General features: G+C 73.8%; 18 protein-coding genes and 1 tRNA gene. 1 reads left to right on the plus strand and 18 read right to left on the minus strand.

From position 1 onward, the window contains the following. Positions 1 to 34 precede the first annotated feature (34 nt). Positions 35 to 1,597 carry a glycosyltransferase family 39 protein gene (locus tag ACFP3U_RS31525; protein ID WP_380229155.1) on the minus strand — a complete coding sequence of 521 codons (1,563 nt, stop codon included), beginning with the start codon at positions 1,595 to 1,597 and terminating at the stop codon, positions 35 to 37. A 193-nt stretch (positions 1,598 to 1,790) separates the two neighbouring features. On the opposite strand from ACFP3U_RS31525, the gene ACFP3U_RS31530 reads away from it, so the two are divergent. Beyond that, a tRNA-Arg gene (locus ACFP3U_RS31530) sits at positions 1,791 to 1,863 on the plus strand. Between the two features lie 64 nt (positions 1,864 to 1,927). Here ACFP3U_RS31530 and ACFP3U_RS31535 read toward each other — a convergent pair. From ACFP3U_RS31535 to ACFP3U_RS31615, 17 genes are all read right to left on the minus strand, one after another. Next, positions 1,928 to 3,106 carry a tyrosine-type recombinase/integrase gene (locus ACFP3U_RS31535; RefSeq protein ID WP_380229156.1) on the minus strand — a complete coding sequence of 393 codons (1,179 nt, stop codon included), beginning with the start codon at positions 3,104 to 3,106 and terminating at the stop codon, positions 1,928 to 1,930. Beyond that, entirely contained in the window at positions 3,106 to 3,348 is a 243-nt protein-coding gene (locus tag ACFP3U_RS31540; RefSeq protein WP_380229157.1) for an excisionase family DNA-binding protein, read from the minus strand. The genes ACFP3U_RS31535 and ACFP3U_RS31540 overlap by 1 nt, the downstream gene beginning before the upstream one ends. Positions 3,349 to 3,837: 489 nt before the next feature. Further along, positions 3,838 to 5,313, minus strand: a complete 1,476-nt coding sequence (locus ACFP3U_RS31545; protein WP_380229170.1) for an ATP-binding protein — start codon at positions 5,311 to 5,313, stop codon at positions 3,838 to 3,840. 2 nt (positions 5,314 to 5,315) lie between these two features. Continuing rightward, on the minus strand, positions 5,316 to 6,170 hold the full coding sequence (locus ACFP3U_RS31550) for a bifunctional DNA primase/polymerase (protein WP_380229158.1): 855 nt from the start codon (positions 6,168 to 6,170) through the stop codon (positions 5,316 to 5,318). A 102-nt stretch (positions 6,171 to 6,272) separates the two neighbouring features. Next, positions 6,273 to 6,911, minus strand: coding sequence for a GGDEF domain-containing protein (locus ACFP3U_RS31555; protein WP_380229159.1), 639 nt, complete (start codon positions 6,909 to 6,911; stop codon positions 6,273 to 6,275). A gap of 98 nt (positions 6,912 to 7,009) precedes the next feature. Continuing rightward, positions 7,010 to 7,213 carry a hypothetical protein gene (locus tag ACFP3U_RS31560; RefSeq protein WP_380229160.1) on the minus strand — a complete coding sequence of 68 codons (204 nt, stop codon included), beginning with the start codon at positions 7,211 to 7,213 and terminating at the stop codon, positions 7,010 to 7,012. Positions 7,214 to 7,228: 15 nt separating this feature from the next. Further along, a complete protein-coding gene (locus tag ACFP3U_RS31565) occupies positions 7,229 to 8,224 on the minus strand; it encodes a DNA cytosine methyltransferase (protein WP_380229161.1) in 996 nt (331 codons plus the stop codon). Next, positions 8,214 to 8,459 carry a hypothetical protein gene (locus ACFP3U_RS31570; protein WP_380229162.1) on the minus strand — a complete coding sequence of 82 codons (246 nt, stop codon included), beginning with the start codon at positions 8,457 to 8,459 and terminating at the stop codon, positions 8,214 to 8,216. The genes ACFP3U_RS31565 and ACFP3U_RS31570 overlap by 11 nt, the downstream gene beginning before the upstream one ends. A 6-nt stretch (positions 8,460 to 8,465) precedes the next feature. Further along, on the minus strand, positions 8,466 to 8,654 hold the full coding sequence (locus ACFP3U_RS31575) for a hypothetical protein (RefSeq protein ID WP_380229163.1): 189 nt from the start codon (positions 8,652 to 8,654) through the stop codon (positions 8,466 to 8,468). 41 nt (positions 8,655 to 8,695) lie between these two features. Continuing rightward, the gene (locus ACFP3U_RS31580; protein ID WP_380229164.1) at positions 8,696 to 8,950 is read right to left on the minus strand and encodes a hypothetical protein; all 255 of its coding nucleotides are present in this window, start codon (positions 8,948 to 8,950) and stop codon (positions 8,696 to 8,698) included. 138 nt (positions 8,951 to 9,088) lie between these two features. Next, the gene (locus tag ACFP3U_RS31585; RefSeq protein WP_380229171.1) at positions 9,089 to 11,242 is read right to left on the minus strand and encodes a cell division protein FtsK; all 2,154 of its coding nucleotides are present in this window, start codon (positions 11,240 to 11,242) and stop codon (positions 9,089 to 9,091) included. 174 nt (positions 11,243 to 11,416) lie between these two features. Then, the gene (locus tag ACFP3U_RS31590; RefSeq protein WP_380229165.1) at positions 11,417 to 11,815 is read right to left on the minus strand and encodes a hypothetical protein; all 399 of its coding nucleotides are present in this window, start codon (positions 11,813 to 11,815) and stop codon (positions 11,417 to 11,419) included. An 11-nt stretch (positions 11,816 to 11,826) separates the two neighbouring features. Further along, on the minus strand, positions 11,827 to 12,552 hold the full coding sequence (locus ACFP3U_RS31595; protein WP_380229166.1) for an NUDIX domain-containing protein: 726 nt from the start codon (positions 12,550 to 12,552) through the stop codon (positions 11,827 to 11,829). A gap of 42 nt (positions 12,553 to 12,594) precedes the next feature. Continuing rightward, positions 12,595 to 12,924, minus strand: a complete 330-nt coding sequence (locus ACFP3U_RS31600) for an RRQRL motif-containing zinc-binding protein (protein WP_380229172.1) — start codon at positions 12,922 to 12,924, stop codon at positions 12,595 to 12,597. A gap of 51 nt (positions 12,925 to 12,975) precedes the next feature. Next, a complete protein-coding gene (locus ACFP3U_RS31605; RefSeq protein ID WP_380229167.1) occupies positions 12,976 to 13,299 on the minus strand; it encodes a hypothetical protein in 324 nt (107 codons plus the stop codon). Beyond that, complete coding sequence (locus ACFP3U_RS31610; protein WP_380229168.1) at positions 13,296 to 13,631, minus strand: hypothetical protein; 336 nt, start codon at positions 13,629 to 13,631, stop codon at positions 13,296 to 13,298. Before ACFP3U_RS31610 ends, ACFP3U_RS31605 begins: the two co-directional genes overlap by 4 nt. Further along, on the minus strand, positions 13,628 to 14,593 hold the full coding sequence (locus tag ACFP3U_RS31615) for a DUF2637 domain-containing protein (RefSeq protein WP_380229169.1): 966 nt from the start codon (positions 14,591 to 14,593) through the stop codon (positions 13,628 to 13,630). The genes ACFP3U_RS31610 and ACFP3U_RS31615 overlap by 4 nt, the downstream gene beginning before the upstream one ends. Between the last annotated feature and the right edge of the window lie 121 nt (positions 14,594 to 14,714).

A 14,714-nucleotide genomic window follows, 5' to 3' on the forward strand; every position in this document is an offset into this window, starting at 1 on the left:
GGTCGCCCGCACCAGGAGACGGCGGGCCGCGGGTTCAGCGCCCGGCGCGGCCGTTCAGCAGCGCGAGGGTCATCCCGCCCAGCTGCGTCACCTGCTCCGGCGGGCCGAACCGGGCCCGCAGGGCGGCCGCCTCGTCGGCGGGTACCTCGGCCAGCGGATCGGCGGTGTCACCCAGGACGACCAGCCAGGTCCGGGCCCCCGCTCCGGTGCAGCTGGCGGGGTCCTGGCACGGCACCGGGAAGAGGTCCCCGGCCCGGACGGCCCCGCTCGCCACGAACAGCGGGTACGGCCGCACCCGGTCCGGCAGGTAGTAGGAGACGCCCGGGCCCACCATCGACCAGGCCTGGTCGCCGATCGGCACGGCCAGCCCGTCCCCGGGCCGGTAGCCGGCCTCGATCAGCCGGGCCACCTCCCGGTACGGCTCCTTGGACTGCGCGTGCGACCCCGGGTAGCGGACCAGCGACTGCCGGGGCAGCGCCGCCACCCCGGTCACCGCCACCACCCCGACGGCGAGCAGCAGCCCCGCCGCCCGCACCTCCGGCCTGGTCCGGCCCGGCCGGGCCGCCGCCGTCACCGCCGCGTACACCGCACCGACCCCGCAACCGGCCAGCGCCGCCCAGGCGGGCACCGTGAAGAGCAGGTACCGGTCCAGGAAGTACGAGGTGGGGCCGAGCGAGATCAGCCAGACCGCCAGCACCGGCAGCACCGCGAGCAGTAGCAGCCGCAGCGCCGGGCCGCGCCGCCCGGGCAGCGCCAGGGCCAGCAGCGCCAGGACCAGGAAGACGTGGAACACCCGGGCGGAGCCGAACAGCGGCTCGCCGAAGTGCCACAGCTGGTCCACGGTCGGCCGGCCGAGCCAGCCCAGCTGTCGCCCCGACTGCCGGTGGCCGAGGAACGCGACCGGCAGCACCGCCGCCACCAGGGCGGCGGCCACCGTCGCGAGGCGCCCGAGCAGCCGCCGCCGCTCCGGACCGGCCGTCCGCCACAGGTGCGGGGCGACCAGCGCCGCCTGGCCGACCAGGCTGCTCAGGGAGACCAGGTGCGCCGAACCGGCCACCGCCATCGCCAGGCCGTACGGCACCCACCGCCGCAGCGTCGGCTCGTCCAGCGCGCGCAGCAGGAACCAGGTCGCCGCCGCGACGGCACAGGTCACCAGCGCGTACGAGCGGGCCTCCTGCGCGTACCGGGAGACCAGCGGCACCGTCGCGAAGAGCAGCCCGGCGCAGACGCCCGCGACCCGGCCGCCGAACAGCCGGGTGGCGGTCAGCGCGGTGAACGCGGCCGCGGCCGCCATCGCCAGCACCGAGGGCAGCCGCAGCGCGGTCGCCGAGTCGCCGAACAGAGCCGTCCACAGGTGCAGCAGGACGTAGTAGACGCCGTTGCTGGCGTCGATGTGCCCCAGCAGCCGCAGCAGTTCACCGAGCGGCCGGGTGGCCGCCGTCCAACTCGCCACCTCGTCCCGCCACAGGGTGGGCGTCCCCAGCCGGTACCCGCCCACCGCCAGCATGACCAGCGCCGGGGCGATCCAGGTCACCGGCCCGGCCACCTGCCACGCCCGGCGGACGGGTCCCTGGTACCACCGGTCGTCCGACGCCATCTGCCACCCCTGCCCTGCTTCTCCGGCCGGACGGCTGCGGGGCCGCCCCCGAGGTCCGTCCACCCAGGCTAACGAGGCCCGGCACCGGTGACCCCGCCGCCCCGGCCCACCTGACCCCCCGTCGGTCCGACCGCCCCCGGTCGTCCCGTCCAACCCTCCCCACCGATCCGCTAGGCTGTCAGCGGTCGTCCCCGCCTCAGTAGCTCAGGGGATAGAGCACGGCTCTCCTAAAGCCGGTGTCGCAGGTTCGAATCCTGCCTGGGGCACAGCACGAAACGCAGAAAAGGCCCAGGCCAGAGGGTGAATCCCTCCGACCTGGGCCTTTGCTGTTCAGTCCTGCTGGTCACCCCGTGCCACGTCCGTGCCAGAACGCTCCGGCGGAGCCCCCTTCGACAGCTCCCGCTGCACCATCTCGTCCATCCGGTCGGCGACGGCCCGGTCACGGTCGCTGGACATGTGCTGGTAGATCAACGCGGCCCGCGCGGTGCTGTGCCCCATGCGGATCATGAGCTCCCGGGTGCTCGCGCCGCTCTGGGACGCCATGGTGTTCCCGGTGTGGCGGAGGTCATGGAAGTGGACCTCCATCGGGATGCCCGCACGTTCCTTCGCAGCGGTCCAGTCGTCCCGGAAGTTGCTCCGGCGCAGCCGGCCGCCTCGCGGTCCGATGAACATGTGGCCGTCCGACTCTGCCCCCGCGAAGTGCTCCATGTGGTGCTGAAGGGCATCCACGATGGAGTCCGGGAACGCGACCGGGCGGAACCCCGCGCGGCTCTTCGGCGCCTTGTCGTACAGCTTCCCGCTGTACAGCTCGGCCTGATTCCTGCGGACCCGCAGAAGCCGGGCGCCCAGGTCGACGTCCCGCCGACGGAGCGCGGCCAGCTCGCCGAACCGGAGCGTGGTGAACGCGGTCACCAGGACCAGCGCCCGCCACCGGGGCGCGATGGCATCAGCCGCGGCGAAGACCTCGGCGACGGACAGGACCGGGCGCTCGGGCACGTCGTAGGTGTCGGCGCCCTTGATCCGGCACGGATTGCGTCGGATCAGCTCATCGTCGTCCACGGCGGTGTTCAGCATGGCCCGAAGCATCTGGTACGCCTTGACCACGGTGGGCTCGCCGACGCCGGACTCCAGCAGGTGGGTCCGCCACGTGCGGACCCGGGCCGGGGTGATGTCCACGAGGAACCTCGGGCCGAGGGTCGGCATGATGTGCAGCCGAAGCGCAGTCTCGTACCGCTCCCGGGTCGTCTCCTCCAGCTTGCGTTCCTTGAGCCACTTGGTCGCGTACTCCCCGAAATTCACCTTCCCGGCGTCCGGGTCGACCCACTTCTCCCGGGTGATGTCGGCTTCGAGCTGGCTCAGCCGGACCTCGGCGTCGGTCTTGGTCGCGTAGGTCTTCTCGTCCGGCCGAAGCTCTCCGGTCAGCGGGTCGCGGTAGCGGACCTGCCAGCGGCCGGACGGGAGCTGGCGGACGGAGCCGAAGCGGCGGCGACTGTTCTTCTTGGCGGTCATCAGGCGGCGGTCCTGTTCCTGGTGGAGCGGCGGGCGCGGATGGGCTGGACGGTGTTCTCGGCGATGAACTCGGCGACGGCGGCCTCCGGGATGCGGACGTGACGGCCGACCTTGACGAAGGTGATCCGGCGTTCCTCGATCAGCCGGCGAGGGAAGCGCTCGCCGCTGCTCTCCCAGGTGCCGAGGATCTCCGCGACTTCCCGGACGGTGAGAAGCCGGGCCGTGAGCTGCGTTGTGGTCATTGCTGCCCTCCCTGGGCGGTGGCGGGGCCGGGGGCTTGTCGCTGGGCACTGCGGGGTGTGGCTCGGGGCACGGCGGGGTGCGTCACCCGGCCGCGTGCGTTGTCCGAGGTGGGGATTTCTGCGTCACCGCGTCATCAGCGTCATTCGGGCTTCTGACCTGCGGTTTTGGGTGACGCAAGGGTCGGGGTGTGCGTCACCGCTGCGTCATCGGCTGCGTCATCGGGTGACGTAGGTGACGCAGGATGACGCAGGGCCCGCCGTCTGCGTCACCCGTCCCGGCGCAGGTCAGGAGCCGTTTTCCGGCCCGCGTGACGCAGGTGACGCAGCGTCTTCCTATTTAGGAAAAAGGTGGGGCTGCCTGTAGTACTTGGGCGTCCCCTCAGGGCGAAGTGAGGAGCCGCTGCGCGGCACGACCCTTGGGCGGCTGCGCCGAACAGCAAGAAGAGCACCCGGGGCCCGGTGCTCTTCTTGCTTGTCCGTGCGGCAGGGTCAGTGCAGCGCGGGCTGCTCGTGCGTCGGCGCGGGCGCGGGGCGGGCCATTTCGAGGTAGCGGCCCTCCTTCGTGCGGCCGGCGTCGATGAGCACGCCCCGGGCGGCGAGGGTGGGCTGAAGGCGCTTGAGCCGGTCGGACAGCACCTTGCCGGTGGTCGGCCAGCCCTTGGGCAGGGCCCGGACGTCGTCGCCGCTGCAGAGACGGCTGAGGCGAAGCAGCCACTCGGTGGACGTCCAGCGCTGCGCGGTACCGGGCTCGATGGTCTCGGCGTGCCGCAGGACGGTCTGCGCCAGCAGATCGCCTTCGATCACGTCGTCGTTCAGGTCGTCCAGGCTGGCCCGGTATGCGGCCAGCGCCCCGAATCCGGTCGCTGCGTCGAGCTGGGCGCACAGGTGGGCGAAGTCCGCCATCCGCAGATCGGTCGGGGTCTCCGCCTCGGCTGCGCGGACCTTGACCGTGAGGTCGAGCAGCGACCCGAGGACGACGGGCAGAGCCTCTTCGTAGTCCGCCCACAAGGCCGCCTCGGTGACCCGGACGCGGGGCCGCTCCAGCCGCAGGGGCAGAAGGCGTTCGGCGAGGTCGGGGCGGATGACGCCGACGTCGATGCCGGTCAGGAGCAGGGGCCGGCGGTAGGCGGAGCGGTGGACGTCCCCGTCGGTGAACAGGGCGCGCTTGACGCTCTCGGCGCCGGTCACGATGCAGCACATCGCGTCGGACAGGTCAGGGCCCATGTGGGAGAGGTTGTCCAGGGCGGTGACCCACCCGGCCGCGACGGCGGCGATGAGGTTCTCCTCGTCCTTCGGGGCCCGGCGCAGGTCACCGCTCATGCCTTCGATGATCCGCACCAGCATCCGCCCGCCGGTGGACTTGCCGGCGCCCTGGGGCCCGGTGAGGAACGGCGCCGGCACCGGCACGGACGGTCCCAGGCAGCCGATCAGCCATGCGATCGCCAGGCACTCGGTCTGGGCGTTCGCGAAGTTGCACAGCCGCAGTAGCAGGTCGATGCCCTTGCCGTCGGTGTCCTTCACCGGCAGCGGCAGCTCGCCGGTGAGCTGGGTGCGGCGCCAGCAGACTTCGCGCGGGTCGGGGACGGTGATGTCCCAGCCGGTGGGGTGGATGCGTACGGACAGGCCGTCGGAGCGTCCGAGGTCGAGCCAGGTGGCCCCGTCGAATCCGGGGGCGACGCGGATGTGGACGGGCTGCACGTCCTCGGACAGGGCGAGTGCTTCGATCAAGTCCAGTGCCTCCTTGAGGGCGCTGCCGTTGAAGGCGCCGATTCCGTCCCGGTACAGGCCGACCATCAACTCCTGGCGGTGGCTGCCGGTGGTGCCCTGGGAGCGGATCGGCCGGGCCACGGGGTGGTCGTTGCGCTGGGCGTAGACGGTGCCGTCGGCGGTGCGGAAGTACCGGAAGTGGGCCTGCGCGTAGGCGGTGATGATCTCCCGCGCGGGGTTCTTCTCGTCCTCGGCCACGGTCACAGCCCCAACCGGATCAAGGCGTTCGCCCACGCGTCGGCGCAGTGCCGGGGCGACTCGCCCTTGGCCTGCGCCACGGCGAACAGGCGCTCCGCGTGGACCTGGGTGAGGCAGCCGCACCGGCCGTGCGTGGACAGCACCGCCAGGAACGTCCCGAAGACGGTGGCGTGCACGGCGGCGGTGGCTTCGGCGATGCGCTGCTCGGCCATGGCGATGCCCCGCTCCAGGAACGTGCGGGTGCGGTGCGGGCACTTCCCACCCCCGCCCGGCGCGGACGCGACGACGGGCGCCGGCCGGACCGGGGCGGCCTCCCGCACGATCAGGTCGCGCACGACGTCCGGCAGGGCCGCCATGGTGCCGGTGCCGGGGCCGAGCCAACGGGCGTAGGACATGGACGACTTCACGTCCACGCCCGGCCGGACCGCGTTGGCGGACGGCATCGCGCCCCGGTACAGCCAGTGCTCGCCCCGGGTGGTGGGCACGGTCCGGGTGGCGGGCAGAGCCTCGCGCGCCCACGCGATCGCGTCCGCGTTGTCGAGGTCGACGACGGTCACGCCCGCGCCGCCGGGGTGGTAGGCCACGGCCGCAGCCTCCCGCCACGCCCGCGCCCACCCGGGGCCGGTGAGGACGTCGGGGTCGGTGGTGGCGGCGGCCCAGCCGTGGCACGGCGCCGGGCAGACGCAGGGGCCGGGGGTCTTCATGTTCGGCCGGCCGCCGCACGCGCCGTCGGTGCAGCGCGGGCAGTTGCCGAAGGGCACCTTCCCGGCCCGCAGCGGCAGGACGGGCACGCCGGCGGCGGCGAGGGAGAGAGCGGCGAGCAGGTGCTCTCCCCGGATCACGGTCGGATGGGTCATGCTGGGTGGTCTCCTCATCTCGGTTCGAGCGGGGGAACCGGAGCGGCCGGAAGCCTTGGCGGGATGTATCGGCCGCTCCGGGCAACGCGATTGCCTCTGGGTTCAGGCGGCGGTGCGGGTGCGGCGCCAACGGCGCTCCGCCGTGGCGAGGTCGGTGTCGGGGGTGTGCTGCTGCCATCCGCCGCCGGCGCGCTTGGCCCGGTACATCGCCACGTCCGCGGCGCCGAGGGCGGTGTCGAGGGCCCGGTCCGGCAGGTTGGCGACACGGGCCAGACCGACCGAGGCGCCGTAGTGCAGGACGTGGCCGCGCCAGTGGACGGGGCGGGCGAACTCGCCGACGAGCCCACCCATGCGCACAGCGGTCCAGGCGGCGGGGAGGGGGCGGACGACGGCGAACTCGTCACCGCCGAGGCGGGCGGCGATGCCGTGGTCACCGGCCCATTCGGTGAGGATGCGGGCCGCGTCGGCGAGGACGGCGTCCCCGGCGGCGTGGCCGTGGGTGTCGTTGATCTGCTTGAACCGGTCGAGGTCGACGACGAGAACGCCGGTGTCCGGGCGGTGGAGCAGGCGCGCGGCGGCGGTGGTGAAGCCCTCGCGGGTGAGCAGGCCGGTCAACGGGTCCCGGCGGGCCCGGTCCAGCCGGCGGCGCAGGACGGCGGCGTGCGTGCCCCACCCGGCGAGTGGGAGCAGGGCTGCGGCGAGGGCGGGAAAGTGCTGCGGGGAGAACGGCTTGAGGTCCATGCTGGTGTCTCCTGAGATCGGGTTGTGCCGGTTTCAGGGACCCGGGGCGGCCGGTGAGCTGGCCAGCAAATGCGGCCGCCCCGGGGTTCGGTGCTCGGTCAGTCCTGCTCGGGGCCGCAGGCGCAGTCGATGGGGGCGGCGCCCTGCCCCATCAGGCAGGCACAGCCCAGGAGCCCGATCGGGGTTTCGATGGGCTCGCCGCCGGTGCAGTGGTCGCACTCCCCGGGCTGCCGGTCCTCGGCATCCTCGGTGTCGCCGTCGTACTCGTCGTAGCCGTGGTCGTCGGAGTCGTAGTCGTACACGTCCGTGGCCTCTCGTCAGGAGCCGTCGAGTGCGGCGGTGATGAGGTGGTGGGCGAGCAGGGGCGGGACGGCGTTGCCGATCTGCTGGCCGATGTCCCGGCCGGACCACGGGTGGTCGGCGGGGAAGGACTGCAGACGGCCGGCCTCCGACCAGTCGAACCGGGACTCGGTGTCGTCGTCGGCGAGCACGCGGACGCGGGAGACCTTGCCGGTGACCGTGGCCGAGGGCTCCGCGGACGTGCGGCGGCCGCGCCGGGCGGGGTCGCCGCCGGTGCCGTAGTTCGAGACCACCGTGAACGACCCTCGGGCGGGCAGGACGTCGGCCATGGTGACCCACGGGCTCAGCCCCGGGTCGCCGTCGGTGCGGGGCGTGCCCTTGGTGTAGGGCCGGTGGGTGGGTGCGGGCAGGGTGGCCGGGCCGGTGCGGCGGGCGATGAGGACCGCGCGGCGCCGGGTCTGGGGGACGCCGTACTGCTCGGCCTTCACGGTGCCGGTCGCTGTGTCGTAGCCCTCGGCACGCAGGATGTCCGCGTAGGTCTGCCAGACGGGCAGCACCGCCGGCACCTGCTCCAGCACGATGGCCTCGAACGGGCGCCCGGTGTCCGTGGCGTCCAGGGCCCAACGCAGGGGCTCCAGGACCAACCTGATCAGGTCCGCCTCAGGAGTGTGGCCGTGGCGGGCCACGTGTCGTCGCTGGGCCAGTCGGTGGGCGAGGGCCACGATGTCCGACAGGGCCCGGCGCCCGGCCCCGCTCCCGGCGGCGCTGAACGGCTGGCAGGGCGGGCCGCCCAACAGCAGCTGGGCGGCCGGGAAGTCGGCGGGGCCGTGGTCACGGACGTCCGCCTCGATGGTGTCGAGGCCGGCGGCGCGGCGGGTGACGCAGGCGTCCGGGGACTTCTCGATCCCGGTGACGTGCACGCCGAGGGCGCGGGCGGGCAGGTCGAGGCCGCCGACACCGGCGAACAGGTCCACACCCCGCCACGGGGCGCTGGTGGTGGTGTCAGGCAGCACGCCGCACCCGCCCCTCGGGGAACGCCAGGACAATGGCGAGCGGGACCGGCCGAGCGTCGGCCGGGGTGGGGGCGCCCTCGCCGCCGTCGGGCGGGGCGGTGTCCGGGCCGGCGGTGCGGGTGGCCCGTTCGGCGGCGGATTCGGCGAGCACGGTGCGGACGGCGGCGGTGAGGGCTTCGCGCAGGTGGACGGCGGCGAGCGGGCGGATCGCGGCCGGGGCGGTGGCGGTCGTCACGGCCGGTCAGTGGTTGCTGACGGCGGTCACGACCGCGGCCAGGAACCCGTTGACGGGCCCGGCCAGGCCGGTGGAAGCGGCGGTGAGGCCGGACAGCCAGACGACGAGGGCGGTGCCGGCGCCGACGCGCTTGGTCCACACGAGCACGCCGGTGATGACGCCGGTGATCACGGCGACGGACAGGGTGACGGTCATGAGCGTTCTCCCGAGGCGGTGAAGGCGGGCTGTGGGATGGGCTAGTTGGTGCCGGCGCGCCACGTGCGGTGGGCCAGGTTGTAGAGGTGGCGTCCGATGCGGATGCGCTTGCCGACGCCCTGGCAGCGGCGGCAGTGCTTGCCGCGCTTGGGCTTGCCGCGGCGGTCGTAGGCGAGCTGGAAGCCGAGGCCGTCGCACTTGCGGCAGTCGCCGAACGGACTGCTGGCGCACAACGCTGCGTAACCGAGTCCGGCGAGCAGGGCGGCGGCGAGCATGGTGAGGATCAGGGGGGTCATGGGTGCCTCCGGGGCGGTTTCCGGGGTGCGCGCAGGTGGCGCGCTAGGAGCTAGCGCGCTGGCCAGGGCGCATGGGGGCCGCTAGCAGGGCCGCTAGGTCTAGCGGGGCGTCCCGCTAGACCTAGCGGCCGTTCGGGCCTATCCGGCGTCGCGCTTCTTGTCGCGCTCGGTGACGGACTTGAGGATGTCGGCGCGCGTGATGCCGCGCCGGTTCGCGCCCTTGCCGTCCTCGGTGGTGCCCCACACCTGCCCGGTGGCGATGCCGTAGGGCTTGAGCGCGGTCACCAACTGGTCGGCCTTCGCCCGTCCCTCCAGCTCGCCCCACGCGCCGTACGCGTCGGGCCGCAGCTCGCCGAGGCGGGCGACGACGGTCTCGGACCACAGCTTCGGTTCGCCGGGGCCGACGACGGCGAGGATGTCGGCGAGCAGGTCGTAGGCCGGGGCGGCCGAGGCGGGCGCGGTGTCCTGCCCGCCGGCGGCGTGGCCGGACAGCAACCCCGCCTGCTCGCGGGCCTCCCGGCCGCGCTGCGCGATCGCCTCCGCGTTGGGGGCGTCAACGAACACGCTGCGGATGATCTGCGCGTCCGCGCCCTCGCCGCCGATGTAGTAGGCGATGCCCCGGTCAGCGCGGGTGAACGTCGTCGCCCGCACCCCCCGCTTGTAGGCCGAGGTGCCGAGGACCATGTCGTTCTCGACCTGCCCCATGACCTTGAGGCACAGCCGCAGGATCGCGTTCGCGGAGATGCCTGTGGGCAGGGACTTGGCGTCGGGGCGCTGGGTGGCCAGCAGCAGCACGATGCCGGTGGCGGGGCCGCGCTTGACGAGGTCGGTGCAGATCTCCTCGAACTCGCCCCCGTACTTGGGGTGCTCGAACCAGACCTGGCACTCGTCGACCCCGACGACGATGGGGTGCAGCCGCAGGGACTTGGTGTCGGCGAGCTTGCTGGTGACCTTCGACTCCGGGCAGATGTCCCGGGGCAGCGAGCGGATCACCTTGGTGCGCCGGCGCAGTTCCTCGCGCAGTTCGCGCAGGTCGGCGATCGCGTACTCGATGTCCTCCTCGTCGTCCCCGGCCCGGTGGCGGTGGCTGACCTTGTCGCCGACCGGGTCGAGGTCACCGGTGCCCTTCAGGTCGTAGGTGTGCAGCTCGGCCCGCGGGTCGAGGGCGGCGATCAGCAGCAGCAGGCGGAGCAGGAACGTCTTGCCCATGCGCGGCACCGCACCGATGATCCCCGCGATGAACATCAGGGTGACGGACACCCAGTTGCCGCGCTGGTCGGTCGCGAAGCCCACCGGGTCGAACAGGTCGACCGTGCCCTTGCGGGCCAGCGGCCAGGCAGGCTGCTTGGCAGTTGCCATGTCCTGGTCCCCGACCCACAGCACCATCCGGCCGGGGTGCTCGCCCGGCGCCTGCTCCGGCCACACCGTGCCCAGCGGGCGCCGAAGACCGGAGGCGAGCTGACCGCGCCGGCCCATCACGTCCGCCACCTCAACCCCGTGCGGCAGCTCCACGTCCGCGCGCCAGCCCGGGCCGTCGCGCATGATCGGCGCCGGGAACGTGATCCCGGATCCCTTGGACTTGGCGGAGGTGATCCCGCCGATCCCCAGCGACTCCAGCGCCCGGATCACCATGTCCGAGGTGAGCTTGGGCGCCTTCGCCTTGACCACCGCGCGGGTGATCAGCGGCTCGTCCACCGGGGCACCGGCCACACCGAGCGCCAGCACCACCGCCGAGGCGAGCACCAGCAGGGTGGCGGTGCTGGTCATGACCCACAGGACCACGACCGCGGCCAGGCCGAACACCGAGGCCAGGAGGCTGATCAGGGAGCGGAGGCGGACGCGGTTGTCGCGCTGGCGGCACAGCTTCAGGTACAGCTCGGCGTCCTCCCGCCGGGCCGCGGCCGCCCGCAGCGGCTGCCCCTCGGCGTCGGAGGTCCACCGGCCGAGGAAGGTCATGGTCCGGGCGGCGCCGCGGGGGGAGCGGGCGGCGAGCTTCCCGACGTAGAGCGGGGTGCGGACCGCGTGGTAGGCGGTGGTGTGTCCGGCGAGGTGGGCGGCGTAAGTGAGTTGGGTCTTCAGCTCGGCCTTCGACAGCAGCCACGCGGGCAGGATCCGGCGGCGCGTGCCCACCGGCAGCGGCAGCGGCGGGGCCGGCCGGTCCACGAACACCGGCGGCTCGTCGTCGCCGTCGTCGGTGTCCGGGTCGGTGTCGTCGGCGAGAGTGGTGGTGGTGGGGCGGCGTTCGGCACGGGCCTTGTCGAGGTCGACGACGCCGAGCCCCTCGGCGGCCATCTCCGCCGACAGCCGCTCGAAGATCTCGTTCTCGGCGTCGTCACCGGGCACCGGGCCCGGGGTGTGCTGGTTCACTGGGTGTTCCTTCCTCACTGCGATGTGGTGCGGGAAAGGACCCGGGACGGTCGACGCGCCGGCAAGCAGGACGGCCGTCCCGGGACAGTGCTGAACAGGTCAGTTGCCGAGGGCGGCGGCGAGGGCGGCGGCGGCCTCCGTGGTGGTGATCAGCTCGCCCTTGAGGTGGCCGCTGTACATGGCGCTGGCGCGGCGGGCGACGGAGGCCGGGGTCGCGGTCGGGGCCCCGTTCACCCACTGGCCGTGGGCGACCAGCTCGTGCGCGGCGTGGCGGGCCATCCGGGCGCGGCTGTCGGCCCGGCGCTTGGCCCGGCGGCGCTCGTTGGCGGCCCGGACGCGCTGCTCGGCGGTCCAGGCATCCTGCTTGGCGGCGAAGTCGTCGTGGAGCGGGTCACCGGCCGGGCAGGGCTGCATGGTCAGGCACGGCCCGCAGCCGGCGGTGTGCTTGACGGAGAGCTGGAACGCGACCATGTAGGCGATGAACAACTGGTCGGACACGGGTTTTCCCCTTACTGCTGGTCGAGGTGGGCGAGTGCGCGGGTGATCAGGGGCCGGTGAGCGGCGTACAGGGCGCGGCCGGCGGCGGCGATGGCGCTCTCCAGGGCGGCCATCGAGTCCGCCGGGTACCAGGTGGCGTCGAGGGCGTCGTCCGCGGCCGTCGCGGTGACGGTGGCGGGCAGGACGTACAGGGCGGAGGTGCTCGCCACCCAGGCGTGGTCCGACTGGCGCCAGTCGTCCACCAGCGCCGTGCCGAGGATGACCGGCCGGTGGTCGCTCAGGTCGACTCCGGTCTCCTCGCGCAGCTCGCGCACCAGCGCGGCCGGGGCGGTCTCGCCGGGGTCGACCATCCCGCCGGGGATCGCCTCCACGCCGATGTCGCTGCGGGTGATCAGCAGGATCCGCCGGTCCGTGCCGGTGCCCGCGATCACGATCGGGTCGGCGGCGGCGTTCTCGCCCCACTTGCCGAGGTTCCTGCCGGTGCGGCCGGTGCGGCCGGCGGGGTGCAGCGGCCAGCCGCGGGCGTCGAGCTGGTACGGGACCAAGGCGGCGGCCTGGCGCTGGGCCCAGTCGGGCACGGCGTCCGGGGTGGCCGCTCCCTCGGCCCAGAACGGGACCTCCCGCCCGAGCGCCTCCGGCAGCAGCTCCTCCGGCGTGACGTCCAGCGGCGTGTACTGCGGCCAGGGCGCCGACCAGTCGCGCCGGTCGGCGGGGACGATCTCGGTGAACTCGGTCATGGTGACTCCAAAGACGCTGTGGTGTAAGGGAGTTGTGGGATGTCAGGCCGCGAGCGGAAGGCCGTCGGCGCAGGGCAGGCAGATGCCGAGGTGCGCGGGCAGGACGTAACCGGCGTCCGTGTCGCAGGCGGGGCAGGTGCGGCGCGCGCGGTTGGCGGCGGCCAGGGCCCGCCAGCGGCCCGGCGTCATCGGCCGGACCGGCTTGGCCAGGGCGAGGCGGTAGAGGTACGCGGGGCGCGGGTCCGTGGTGAGGCGGGAGCGCCAGAGGATCTGTGCGGCGACGGGCTGACCGCCGGGCCGCAGGCCGAGGGCGCGGAGCTGGCGGCGGGTGAGCAGGTCGGGCGGGGCCATGCGCCACGGGTAGGTGGGCATGCCGCCGTGCCGCTCACCCGCCGGGTCCCAGAACCGGGGACCGGCCACGGCCTACTCGCCCGCGCCGTCGACCAGCGGGACCTCGGCCAGCGAGAGGAGGTGCACCCGCACACCCTCGTACTCACCGGAGGCGGTGAGCCACACGCTCTGGTGGCAACGCTCGAAGTCGACGACCGGCTCCAGGTCGAGGGCTTCGCGCCAGTGCTCGAACTTCCCGATCGAGTCGCGCAGGACCAGCCGCACGCCCCAGCCCTCGGCACCCGAACCGGTCATGTACTCGTACACGTCGATCTCGGGCGGCGGCAGCCGCTCGTGCCGGGTCAGCATCATGACCAGCGCGTAGGCGGCGGCGCTGCGGTCGGGCTCGGTGCTCACGACAGCTCCTCCTCGCCGGGGGCGGGGTCGTAGTAGCCGACCAGTTCGACGGGGACGCCGTGGACCGTGCCGATGACGATGAGCCAGGCCAGGGTGCTGCTCCTGCTGTGCCGGTGGTCGACGTCGGCCGCCGGCAGGCAGAGCGTGGCCCGCCACTGCTCGAAGTGGTCGAGACCGTTGTGCAGGGACAGGCGCACGCCCCACGCCAGGTCGCCGCCGGACAGGCGGGTCTCCACCAGTTCGGCCGCCGGGGTGGGCAAGGTGCGGTGGGCGGACAGGATCGCCAGCAGGGCGCCGGCGGCGCTCACCTGCGTCGCCGCGATGGCGCTCATGATGCCTGCTCCTCAGGGGAGTTGATGCTGTCGGCAGGGGTATCGCCCGTGGCGGTGGGCGCGGGGTCGGGCACGGCGTGCAGCGCGGGCCGTTCCGCCTCGGCGGCCACCGGGGCGGGCTGCTCGGCGCGGTCGGCCTTGAGGGTGGCGCGCAGGGTCCGCGCATTGGTGGCCGACGTCCGCAGCTCCACCCGGATCCGGTCGGCGGTCAGTTCGGCGTCGGTCCAGTCGGCGGTGGCCGACCGTGCCTCGGCGAGCAGCTGGTCCGCCGTGCGCTTGGGTCGGGTCGTGCGGGCCGACTGCGGAACCGTGCCGGTGGCCCGACGGGGCCGTGCCGCCGCCGGGGCGGTCGGCTTGGACGCCGGTGCGGGCGGCTCCGCCGCGGCGGGCGGGGCGGTCGGCCCAACGGGCGCGGTGGTCGGCACCGGGGCGGGTGCGGGGTCGGGCGACCGGTACACCGACGGGTCCGGATCGGCCGCGCCGGATTCGTGCAGGTCAGACACCGACCGATTCGTCATGGTCTGGCCCGACTTGTCGGCCTTGGGCTTGGCGTGCAGCACCTTCGCCACCAGGTCCGACCCGAAGTAGATCGACCCGACCGGCAGCGACGACGCGAGCAGGACCAACGCCCAGTGCGCGGGCGCCCACTCGGCCAGTCGGACCCGACCGCCGCCGTGCAGGGTCGGCACGAGTCCGTGCACGTAGTTGAGCACCAGCGACGCGGCCGTGTACCCGGCCAGCACCCGCAGTGCGAACCGACGGTCCGCGTCGGTCAGTACCAGCGCGACGACCAGCGCCAACGCCATCAGACCGTCGACCACCAGCGGGTAGACGATAGCGGCGGTGTAGTCGGCACCGATCGCGGACGCCACGTCGCGCAGCGCGTTCCAGGAGACGCGGAATGCGAGCGTGGCCACCGCGAGCAGTCCGGCGATCAGCCAGAACTTCCCGACCCGGCTCACCGCGCTCCACCCAACGGGGCAGCGGAGATCAGCGGACGGGCGGCCTCGCGGGTGATGCGGGCCGCGTCGGCGGCAGCGGCGGCGGCGATCCGGGCGGCCTCGGCAGCGGCGGCCGCCCGCG

This window comes from Kitasatospora misakiensis, assembly GCF_042656005.1.
Lineage (GTDB): Bacteria > Actinomycetota > Actinomycetes > Streptomycetales > Streptomycetaceae > Kitasatospora > Kitasatospora misakiensis.

Bases quoted from the DNA above. Each gene is read 5' to 3' on its own strand.
- ACFP3U_RS31525 (WP_380229155.1), bottom strand. From the start codon at position 1,597: ATGGCGTCGGACGACCGGTGGTACCAGGGACCCGTCCGCCGGGCGTGG.
- ACFP3U_RS31535 (WP_380229156.1), bottom strand. From the start codon at position 3,106: ATGACCGCCAAGAAGAACAGTCGCCGCCGCTTCGGCTCCGTCCGCCAG.
- ACFP3U_RS31540 (WP_380229157.1), bottom strand. From the start codon at position 3,348: ATGACCACAACGCAGCTCACGGCCCGGCTTCTCACCGTCCGGGAAGTC.
- ACFP3U_RS31550 (WP_380229158.1), bottom strand. From the start codon at position 6,170: ATGACCCATCCGACCGTGATCCGGGGAGAGCACCTGCTCGCCGCTCTC.
- ACFP3U_RS31555 (WP_380229159.1), bottom strand. From the start codon at position 6,911: ATGGACCTCAAGCCGTTCTCCCCGCAGCACTTTCCCGCCCTCGCCGCA.
- ACFP3U_RS31575 (WP_380229163.1), bottom strand. From the start codon at position 8,654: ATGACCGTCACCCTGTCCGTCGCCGTGATCACCGGCGTCATCACCGGC.
- ACFP3U_RS31580 (WP_380229164.1), bottom strand. From the start codon at position 8,950: ATGACCCCCCTGATCCTCACCATGCTCGCCGCCGCCCTGCTCGCCGGA.
- ACFP3U_RS31585 (WP_380229171.1), bottom strand. From the start codon at position 11,242: ATGGCCGCCGAGGGGCTCGGCGTCGTCGACCTCGACAAGGCCCGTGCC.
- ACFP3U_RS31595 (WP_380229166.1), bottom strand. From the start codon at position 12,552: ATGACCGAGTTCACCGAGATCGTCCCCGCCGACCGGCGCGACTGGTCG.
- ACFP3U_RS31600 (WP_380229172.1), bottom strand. From the start codon at position 12,924: ATGCCCACCTACCCGTGGCGCATGGCCCCGCCCGACCTGCTCACCCGC.
- ACFP3U_RS31610 (WP_380229168.1), bottom strand. From the start codon at position 13,631: ATGAGCGCCATCGCGGCGACGCAGGTGAGCGCCGCCGGCGCCCTGCTG.